This is a genomic window from Mesorhizobium sp. M7A.F.Ca.US.007.01.2.1 (assembly GCF_003998165.1).
In the GTDB taxonomy this organism is placed as follows: Bacteria; Pseudomonadota; Alphaproteobacteria; order Rhizobiales; family Rhizobiaceae; genus Mesorhizobium; species Mesorhizobium ciceri.
This window is the reverse complement of record NZ_RZQP01000228.1, coordinates 1-9,696: the sequence shown is the minus strand read 5'-3', so window position 1 is coordinate 9,696 and position 9,696 is coordinate 1. Positions and strand designations below refer to the sequence as shown.

General features: G+C 62.3%; 10 protein-coding genes and 1 tRNA gene. 4 read left to right on the top strand and 7 right to left on the bottom strand.

The genetic code is table 11. The features are described 5' to 3' along the window. The 3 genes from gorA to rpiA all read right to left on the bottom strand — a co-directional run. The coding region (gene gorA / locus EN949_RS28555; RefSeq protein WP_127371854.1) for a glutathione-disulfide reductase at window positions 1-1,190 on the bottom strand (1,190 nt) is incomplete at its 3' end. A gap of 116 nt (window positions 1,191-1,306) precedes the next feature. Further along, a complete protein-coding gene (locus EN949_RS28550; protein ID WP_013531665.1) occupies window positions 1,307-1,909 on the bottom strand; it encodes a DUF2059 domain-containing protein in 603 nt (200 codons plus the stop codon). After that, window positions 1,896-2,627 carry a ribose-5-phosphate isomerase RpiA gene (gene rpiA, locus EN949_RS28545; protein ID WP_027036598.1) on the bottom strand — a complete coding sequence of 244 codons (732 nt, stop codon included), beginning with the start codon at window positions 2,625-2,627 and terminating at the stop codon, window positions 1,896-1,898. The genes EN949_RS28550 and rpiA overlap by 14 nt, the downstream gene beginning before the upstream one ends. Window positions 2,628-2,950: 323 nt before the next feature. On the opposite strand from rpiA, the gene EN949_RS28540 reads away from it, so the two are divergent. Together EN949_RS28540 and EN949_RS28535 are read left to right on the top strand one after the other, a co-directional pair. Then, complete coding sequence (locus EN949_RS28540; protein ID WP_127371524.1) at window positions 2,951-3,634, top strand: phosphoglycolate phosphatase; 684 nt, start codon at window positions 2,951-2,953, stop codon at window positions 3,632-3,634. 129 nt (window positions 3,635-3,763) lie between these two features. Next, a tRNA-Val gene (locus EN949_RS28535) sits at window positions 3,764-3,838 on the top strand. A gap of 400 nt (window positions 3,839-4,238) precedes the next feature. Here EN949_RS28535 and EN949_RS28530 read toward each other — a convergent pair. Continuing rightward, window positions 4,239-4,592 (bottom strand): hypothetical protein, encoded by a 354-nt coding sequence (locus EN949_RS28530; RefSeq protein ID WP_127367805.1) that lies wholly within the window; start codon window positions 4,590-4,592, stop codon window positions 4,239-4,241. Between the two features lie 846 nt (window positions 4,593-5,438). Further along, window positions 5,439-6,143 (bottom strand): hypothetical protein, encoded by a 705-nt coding sequence (locus EN949_RS28520; protein ID WP_127366311.1) that lies wholly within the window; start codon window positions 6,141-6,143, stop codon window positions 5,439-5,441. Window positions 6,144-6,361: 218 nt separating this feature from the next. Between EN949_RS28520 and EN949_RS28515 the strand changes: the two genes are divergently transcribed. Next, window positions 6,362-6,619 (top strand): PepSY domain-containing protein, encoded by a 258-nt coding sequence (locus tag EN949_RS28515; protein WP_013531689.1) that lies wholly within the window; start codon window positions 6,362-6,364, stop codon window positions 6,617-6,619. A 153-nt stretch (window positions 6,620-6,772) separates the two neighbouring features. Next, window positions 6,773-7,255 carry a hypothetical protein gene (locus EN949_RS28510; protein WP_164755311.1) on the top strand — a complete coding sequence of 161 codons (483 nt, stop codon included), beginning with the start codon at window positions 6,773-6,775 and terminating at the stop codon, window positions 7,253-7,255. 3 nt (window positions 7,256-7,258) lie between these two features. Here EN949_RS28510 and EN949_RS28505 read toward each other — a convergent pair whose 3' ends face one another. Both EN949_RS28505 and EN949_RS28500 read right to left on the bottom strand, forming a co-directional pair. Continuing rightward, entirely contained in the window at window positions 7,259-9,148 is a 1,890-nt protein-coding gene (locus EN949_RS28505; RefSeq protein ID WP_127366309.1) for a murein L,D-transpeptidase, read from the bottom strand. Window positions 9,149-9,358: 210 nt separating this feature from the next. Continuing rightward, window positions 9,359-9,696: SDR family oxidoreductase (locus EN949_RS28500; RefSeq protein ID WP_127371853.1), on the bottom strand; the 338-nt coding region annotated here is incomplete at its 5' end.

Here is a 9,696-nt window from a genome sequence, read left to right as displayed (position 1 = left end):
CCATCGACCACCAGCTTTATCAGCATCTTCTCGTCGCGCCCGGACAGGGTGTGCCGCATCGGCCGGAATGTGGCGCGGTAGATCTCGATGTCGGAAAAGCGTTTGATGGCATCGTCCTCAGACAGGCCGACCGTGCCGATCTCCGGCTGTGAGAAGACGGCGGTCGCGATCGTCTCGTGATCGGGAGCGGTCGGATTTCCCTTGAAGGCGGTTTCGATGAAGCACATCGCCTCATGGATCGCCACCGGCGTCAGCTGCACGCGGTTGGTGACGTCGCCGATTGCCCAGATGTTGTCGACATTGGTGCGGGAATATTGGTCGACGGCGATGGCGCCGGTCTTGGTCATCTCCAGTCCGATGCCTTCCAGGCCCATATTCTCGGTGTTGGGAATGCGGCCGATGGCCAGCATCACCTGGTCGACGGTCAGCACCTCGCCACCGCTGACCAGCGCGTCGAGCCGGCCGTCCGGCCGCTTGCGGATCCATTCGGACACGGAATGGCAAAGGATCCTTATCCCCTTCTTTTCCATGGTTTCGTGCAGCATGCGCCGCAGGTCCATGTCGAACCGGCTGAGGATCTCCTTGCCGCGATAGACCAGCGTGGTGTCGACGCCGAGACCGTGAAAAATGTTGGCGAACTCGACGGCGATGTAACCGCCGCCCTCGATCATGATCGCCCTGGGCAATTCCTTGAGGTCGAAAGCCTCGTTGGAAAAGATGCAATGTTCGTGGCCGGGCAGCGCCGGATGCGCCGCCGGGCGGCCGCCGGTGGCAATCAGGATCTGGTCTGCTGTGATGGTGCGATCCTCACCCAGGAGATGCACGACATGCGGATCGACGATCATGGCGCGCGAGTGGAAGGTCTCGCCGCCGGCGCCCTCGACGTTCCTGACGTAGATCGCCTCCAGCCGGCTGATCTCGCGATCCTTGTTGGCGACCAGCGTCTGCCAGTCGAAACTGGCTTCCGGCACCGTCCAGCCATAGCCGGCGGCGTCGGCGAAGTGCTCGGGAAATTGCGAGGCATAGACGTAGAGCTTTTTCGGCACGCAGCCGCGGATGACGCAGGTGCCGCCATAGCGGTATTCCTCGGCGATGCCGACACGCTTGCCGAGAGCCGCGGCGACGCGCGCCGCCCTCACCCCGCCCGAGCCGCCGCCGATGACGAAAAGATCGTAGTCGTAACCGGCCATGATGCGGCTCCCAGGCTTCAGAAATGTGTCAGACAGGTAGGCCGCAAAAAGGCAAAAGAAAAGCCCGGACAGGCCGGGCTTTCGCAGTAGGCCGCAAGGCCATTTGAAAATGCGGGTCAGTTGTTGTCCGCGGGGGCCGCGCCGTCGGCGGGCGCTGCGCCATCGGCCGGAGCGGCGGCTCCGTCGGCGGGCGCGGCAGGTGCTGCCTGCGCCTTTGCCTTGGCGGCTGCGGCCAACGTTTCGCCGACCTGCTGGGCGAGATCGCGGCCGAGGCCGTTCTGCCAGATGTCGGCTGCCTTGACCAATTCGCGGGTCACCGTCGGGCCGCTATCGAGCAGCTTCTTGCCCGAATCGGAATTGTAGAAGGCGGCGATGTCGGTCAGTTCCTTTTCGGAGAACACTTTCGCGTAGGCGAGTGCTGCTTCCTTCTCGAGGTCGGCGCGGCGCGAGGCCAGCGCCAGAGCCTTCTCGTTGATGGTCTTGCCGATCAGTTCCTGCATGTCCGGGTTCTTCTGGATCAGCTGCGATTCGAGCGCCGCGGCTGCCTGCGGCAGGATGTTGTCGAATGGGTCGGTCGCGTGGATCGCAGCGACCGCCGCGCGGGCGGCCTTCAGGTGCGCTTCCGTGACATCCTGCGAAAACGCCGGCGACGAGAAGGCGAAAACGGCCGAGGCCGCCAGAAGGACGGAAAGGCTGCGAACCCGGTTATGCAACGTCATGATCGGTAGAACTCCCTGGTTTTCGGGCGGCATGGACGGTTTGGATACCGTCGCCGCCGGCGATGATGGCCGCTGAAGCCAGCCCGATGAAAAGACCATGCTCGACCACGCCCGGAATGGCGTGGAGAGCATTCGAAAGCGCTCTTGTATCCGGAATGCGGCCAAAAGATGCATCGAGGATAAAATGGCCGCCGTCTGTAACAAAAGCCTGCCCGCCCGTCATCCTCAATGTGACCGGTCCGGAAAGACCGAGCTTTTCAGCCGCTGCGGCAACCGCGATTTCAGTGGCGCGCAGGCCGAACGGATTGACTTCGATCGGCAGGGGAAAACGGCCGAGCGTCTCGACCATCTTGGAGCGGTCGGCGATGACGATCATGCGCTGGGACGCCGCGGCGACGATCTTCTCGCGCAGCAGCGCGCCGCCGCCGCCCTTGACCAAGGTCAGTTCCGGGTCGACTTCGTCGGCGCCGTCGACGGTGAGATCCAGCTCTGGCGTTTCCTCCAGCGTCGACAGCGGCACGCCAAGCTCGCGGCACAGCAACGCGGTGCGCTCCGAAGTCGGCACGCCGATGACGGTCATGCCGGTTGCAACCTTTTCGGCAAGCAGCCGCACGAACTCCTCGGCCGTTGTGCCGGTGCCGATGCCGAGTCGCATGCCGTCGCTTACATGGGCGAGTGCTGCCCGCGCGGCTTCGACCTTCAACTGCCTTGCATCCATGTCGGTTATTGCCCCGGAAATTCGCTGCCGGGCTCGTAGCATTTTTGCCGATCCGGTCAAAGCCCTGGACGGCGCTTCTCCAGGTGATGCTCAGTATAGGAATTATTTCCTTGACAGGTGAGGGCAGCTATGCTACATTTTTGCCTATGGTGCTGATTTGCGCCAACAGCCCGCCGTCGAGGCGGTTTTTTTCATAGCGGCGTCCAGCCGCGAATGCCCGGCCTGATAAGCAGGCCCCGCCTGAACGAACTGGCCCCGCGCTTGCCTTGACGCGCCGCAGCCTTTATCGCCTGCCCCTGTAGAAACTTGCCCCAGGACAGACCATGACCCGACCGATCATCGTGTTCGACCTCGACGGTACGCTGATCGACACAGCGCCGGACCTGCTCGACAGCCTCAACCACAGCCTGGCCGCCAGCGAGATCGCGGCGGTCGACGAAGCCGGCTTCAGGCGCTTTGTCGGTCACGGCGGCCGGGTGATGATCGAGCGGGCGCACGCCGCCCATCAGCGATCGCTTGCCGTCGAGGAGCACGACCGGCTGCTGAAACTCTTCCTCGACCACTACACGCTCAACATCCCCGGCAAGTCACGCCCCTACCCCGGTGTCGTCGAGGCGATCGCGCGCTTCGAGGAGGCCGGCTATATCCTCGCCATCTGCACCAACAAATACGAAGCCAACTCGCTGGCGCTGATCGAGGCGCTCGGCCTGACCAAACATTTCGCGGCGATCGCCGGCCAGGACACGTTCGCCTTCCGCAAACCCGACCCGCGCCATCTGATCGAGACCATCAAGCTGGCCGGCGGCGACCCGCACTGCGCGCTGATGGTCGGCGATTCGCAAACCGACATCGACACGGCGAAAGCCGCCGGCATTCCCGTGGTGGCGGTCGATTTCGGCTACACCGACCGCCATGTGCGCGAATTCGAACCGTCGGCTGTCATTTCGCATTTCGATGCCCTGACGCTCGACCTGGCGCAAAGGCTGATTGCCGCTGCCGGAAACTGACCGGAAGGCGGCCGGAGACAGGGCGCAAAGCACAGCAAAACCGATCCGTGTCAGAACGCCGGACAGCGCCTTGACTTACCGCACCCGCCTCCCTTATATCGCGGCTCGCTTGGCCTTCGGGCAACGAGCGGGCGATTAGCTCAGCGGGAGAGCACACCCTTCACACGGGTGGGGTCGCAGGTTCAATCCCTGCATCGCCCACCATCGGCCTTCCTGAACGCCGCACCCCAAAATGCCTAGCAACTACACTCCGCCCCTTGCCCGCCAAAATTCTTCTGGGCGAATTCCACGCGCTGCTGTAGCTCGCATATCTCTGGAACGGGCAGACGTCGGAGCCGTTTCGGACCTTCATCTGTTCGCGATCCCAGAACGACACCTCGATGCGGTCGTCGGCGCAAAAGACCGTATAGCGTTGTTCCGGTTCAGCGCTCGGGCTTGCTCCATGGGCCGGCTTCATCGAGCGCCACTTGCCCGACAGGTCGCTGACCGCTTCGTCCGTTAGCCAAAGATGCGTAGTCGCAGCAATGGAAGGCGGCGAGATAGTCGCCGCGCATGAACTCCTGTCGATGGAGCCAAACTCTGCCCTACGCCGGTCGAGCCGCGATCAGCGCTTCATCGAGTGCAGGATGGCCTGCATGTGCTCTTCCAGGTCGAGTTCACCCCGAGCCTCGGCGGTCAGCAGGTAATCGGCCTTGGCCCGGCGGTCGCCTCGGCTGATCGCTGGATAGGAGCAGATGGCCAGCAAGGCTTCCTGTTCAATCCGGTCTGCCCTCTTGCATTCGTGGCTGCTGCTGCCCGCTTGATGAACAACCCTGTGAAGCTCGACATAGCTGGCTTCATGGGCTCCGATCAGCGCCCGCAATTCGGGTGAGGCCCCTTCCGCTTCGGCAAATGTCGGTTCAATGACCGAGGCCACGGCGGTGAACGCAAGAAGTGTACGGCGTGTGATTTCGGGCATGCCTCATATCCCTGCTGTCTGATCATGCAGGCACACCATAGCACCGGCGCAACGGTTCGAAGAGATGCTCCGGGACGCGACCGCACTGTCTGCTGACAAAATGTACTCGCTCCCGCAGCCCGCCCTCCCAGCAGCCAGTGTGGCCTTAAGTCGCAATGATTGGCTTGCGAAAGCAGGGTTTCGGGCTTCATTGACGCTGCGATCGACACCATATGGTGATCCACAGCCCTCCAAAACGAGAGAAGCTCGCTTTGACGCGGTCGCATAGCGGCCGTCAGCCGGCAATGGCTATGAACCAGGAACCTGAAAAACCATGCCTGAAAATGTCAGACCAATTTCGAAAGACGTCCCCCTCATTCAGCTAGGCGTCTATCAGTGCCGCTTCCCGGTAAGCGAAGACCGGTCGGTACCCGGCGGTTATCGTTTTTGTGCCGGGCCAACTTCGGCGGATCGCGTCTATTGCGATCACCACCACAGCATCGTGACCGCCGTCGACCCTCGCCGAACCCGTTCAGGTCCCGCTCAACGACGCGCCGCGTAAGTTACGCGGGCGGCGGCCCCTCGTACAGGGTAGCAAGGCTCAGCGTGATGCGCTCCACATCAGTTGGGGACATCGTCGAGGGTAATTGCCGCCTCAGGAATAGTCAGCCTGAAGCTGACAGACGTCGGAGCCGCGCAGCACTTTCATCATCCCAGAACGAAACCTCGATGCGGTCGTCGGCGCAGTAGACGATGTAGCGTTCAGGTTCCAGCGCCCTGGCTTCTGCACGGGACGGAAACGTGCCGGGGTGGAAAGCACGGAAATGCGAGCATGACGACATGACGCGTGCGCATTTAGAACAGCAGTCAAGGCATTCTGGAATTCAGTGCACGGATGACGTCGGCACCTAATGTCTGTGTGTTCTTTACCTCACCCTTGGCGTTCAAAACATCGACGCCGATTTCGGCTGCGATAGGCCTAAGAACATCTTTGACAACCACGGGCTGGACAGAGCCATCGCGCAGAATGCGAATGGCGGCGCTCTCGTACCGAACGATCTCCAATCCCGAATAATTCGCGCGCGCTGTTACTCGCAACTCCTCGACCGGCCGCTGCTCGCGCTGAGAGCTTCGCGTGATAGGATAAATGAAGTCCGACCCGCTGGATCTCATCTTTGTCTTGGCGACCTCGGCTGGTTCGTCAAGTAGTTCCTCGACTGAGATGCCCTTTTCCTCGTCGACATTGACGCGGAGCACCATAACCCGGTCGACGAACTCGAACGTCGCGGAGTTGAAGGACACATGGGAGGAAGTGGTGATTGTCTTGACGGAGATTCGCTCATTTAGAGCGGAAACGACGTCATAACCGCGCTGATTGGTTTCGAGCGCCATTTGCCCACGCGTAATCATGGCTGCATAAAGTTCGCCAATCCGACCTGTAAGGTGGTTAAGTTCGGCCGGAACCACGCCCCAACCCAGCTCCTTTTCAAACCAAGAAAGAGCCTCGGCGAGTGATTGGATAATTTGGACCTGAGTTAATGTTGGCGTGGAACCGTCCGTCTGAAGAGTCATATTCTGCGCCCCGGTGCTCTGACGCCAAGCTATACACACACCGATGAACCGCCGACACTGTATGGCCCCGAATATTGAAGCGGCGCATCGTGTTTTTTGGACGCAAGGTTTTGTCTTCCGAAAGCTGCAAACCAGTGGACTGAACCGGCACCCGTTCCAGTTGCGGAACAAACCGGCGCGCCAGCGAGTTTCTGTCCGACGAAACTTGAGGGAAAGCCATGTCCAGATTTCTGCTGGCGACCAGCGTCGCCGTTCTTTTCGCCGTCGCGCCGGCCTTGGCCGCGGACGACAAGCCGCTGCCGCCGCCCAATGCCAAGAAGCTGTCGGAGATCATCGCCAAGGTCGAGCAGCGCGACGGCTTTCGCTATGTGGACGAGGTCGACTGGGACAGCGGCGCCTACACCGTCACCTATTACACGGCGGACAAGGCGAAGGTCGAAATCACCTATGATCCTGTGACGGCGGAGCCGAAATAGGGACGCTCCGACGCGAATTCGTTCTCGGCTGCGTCACAGGCTCCCGGCGCCAACTTCGGCGATCGCCCTGCCGCGGGCGCCTCCCCTTGCGTCAGTCGTGCTTTGATGGCTGACTGTCGTTCCCTGGAATAGCTCCGGGCGCCGCATTGGGGGATGGGGATGGCGACGGCAAAGCACGTGATGAAGCGCATATTGATGATGTTGGCCGGCTACTTCGTCTCGGTGCTGGTCGGCCTGATCGCCGTGGCGGTGATCTATGGCGTGCTCAGTTCCTTGCCCAATGCGCCCAACTATTTCGACGTCATGGGCGTTTCGCCGATCGCGGTGCTGCTGGTGCCGCCGCTCGGCATGTTCGTCTATTTCCTGACGATCGTGGTGACCGCGCTGCAGACGTTGATCTTCGCGCTGATTGCCGAGTTCTTCTCGTTGCGCAATGTCCTGCTGCACATGGTTTTCGGCGCCGGCGCCGCAGTCGGCGGCTTCGCCTTGATCTGGCCGAGCGCACCGGAGGACATGGACCCGGCGCGTTGGGTCGACATCGGCATCATTGCCGCTGCCGGCCTTGTCGCCGGGTTGCTCTATTGGCTGATCGCCGGGCGCGACGCCGGCTTCCGACGGCCGCTGTTCGAGCGCTAAAAATCAACTCGAAGGCGAACGCACCGCCTCCGTGGCATCCAGGGCCTGCTTCAGCCGCGAGTCGCGGTCGTAGACGTCGCCGAAATATTCGACCTTGCCCGACAGATCGGGCCAGGCGGTGAAATAGGCGACATAGACCGGGATCGTGCGTGTCACGTTCTCGGTCGCGTGGCCGTGCTTCAGCTTCTCGGCGATATAGTCCACGGAGGTGCCAAGCACCGCCGCCGCCATGCCGCGCGGATCCTGCAGCCGCACGCAGCCATGGCTGAGCGCGCGCATATCGCGCTGGAAGAACGATTTCTGCGGCGTGTCGTGCATGTAGATCGCATGCTTGTTGGGGAACAGGATCTTCAATTCGCCCAGCGCGTTGGCCTCGCTCGGCTGCTGGCGCACGCTGTAGGGGATGTTCGAGCCATAGGCGCCCCAGTTGACCGCCGACGAAGGAATGCGCTTGCCGCGCGAATCCGTCACCTCATAGCCGGCCCGGTCGAGATAGCCCGGATCGTTGCGCAATCTCGGCAGCATCTCGTTGACGATGATCGACTGGGGCACGCCCCAATAGGGATGGAAATCGACCTGCTTGATCTGGTCGTAGAAGAAGGAGGTCTGGTTGGTGGTCCGGCCAACGACGACACGCGTCTTGAGCTTTTCCTCGCCGTTGTCGATGTAGCTCGCGGTGAAGGCCGGCTGGTTGATGAAGACGCGCGGGCTGCCGAGATCGGAGGGCAGCCAGCGCAGCTCCTCCAGCGCCACTTCCACCTTCAGCAGCTTGTCGGCCTTGGATGTTCCGGCCAGCGTCGCGACGGTGCGCGGGCCGATGACGCCGTCGCCCTTCATGCCTGCCTTCTGCTGCACGGCCTTGATGACCGGAACCAATTCCGGAACGTAGACGTCGCTGGTCGCCAGCCTGGACAGGACCTCGCCATAGGCGCCGCCCATCTCGTCATCGAGATTGCGCGCGATCAGGGTCAGCAGCTTCGGCAGTTCGGGGCTGGTTTCGCCCGGCTTCAGCAGCAGTTTGGGGTCGACGACGATTTCGTTTTCCGCACTGGCCTGCAGCGCTTCCAGTTCGACGCGCAGCGCCTGGTATTCCGCATTCTGCGGGTGCCGCGATTCGAGATAGGTGCGCACCTGCTGGGTATGAGCCAGCGTTTTCAGCACGCCTTGCAGATCGAGCGGCTTGGCCGGGAAATCATAATAGCCGGTCATGCGGTTGGGATCGACGCGGCCGTTCTGGGCGTCGTGGGCATAGCGCAGCACACGCGCCGAAAGCGCCATCTCGAAACGGACGAGTTCTTTCAGTTGCGCATTGGCATCGGTCGACGATGCGCCGGCAGCGGGCACTTCGACCGTATAGTCGGCGGGCGTGAGGCCATAGCTTGAAGCCTCGCCAAGCACCCGCACCGCATCCTGCGCACGGCTGTTGAGGCTGGTTCCGCTTATCCAGATGAAATCCGGATTGGCCGAGTAGTACGCGATCAGCGCCTTGGCGATGTCGGGCTCGGCTAAGAGTTCGTAGTCGCCCAAGCTGGCAACCGCATCACGAAACGCGGCACCCGTAGCCGACGGGACGAAGGCGGCGTCCTGCGGTGTCGCCGGCGCCGGCGTCGCGGCCAATGCCGAGAAGTCGACGCGAACCAGCCGGTCGGCCTTGTAGGTGTAGTAGGACGGGCTGCTGATCTTCACATTGCCGCCGCCGCCACCGGACACTTTCGGCTTTGGCTTGTTCTTCGGCGGCGGGGGCGGAAACTCGCCTTTCGGCGCATGCCTGACGCCGCCGCCGAAAAGCATGTCGAAGAGCCCCTGCGCGCCTGCCTGGGGTACACCGAAAGCCAGCGTCGCCGTGATTGCCATCAGCGGCATCACGGTTGCTTTGTTTCCGAGGAATTTCATGAATCACCCGCTCCGGCCGCAACCGGTTCCCGTTCCGCACGCTCGATCGTCCCGCTCACCGCATGGCGGATGTAAGGCGCGACTATACTGATTCATACCGATTTCGTTAAGCTTTCATAAATTTTGGAAAGCCTGTTGCAGAACGGTTTCACAAGATCGTGACGGCTGGAGCGGAAGGTGGTTCCGCCCCAGCCGGAAATCCCCGCGGGATCAGGCGTTGGCGCCGCCATCGATGGTCAGAGCGGCGCCGGTGACGAAGCGGCCTTCCGGGCCTGCGAGCCAGGCGACCATGCCGGCAATGTCGTCGGCCTTGCCGAAGCGCGGCGTTGCCATCTTCCGGCGCTGATGCTCGGCATGCGGGCCGTCGGCCGGGTTCATGTCGGTGTCGGTCGAACCGGGGTGGACGACATTGGCGGTGATGCCGCGCGGGCCGAGGTCGCGCGCCAGCGCCTTGGTCAGGCCGACCAGCGCCGCCTTGCTGGCTGAATAGGCCGTGAGGCTGCCGTCGGTCGCCCGCTCGGCAAGGTTGCTGCCGATCGAGATGATGC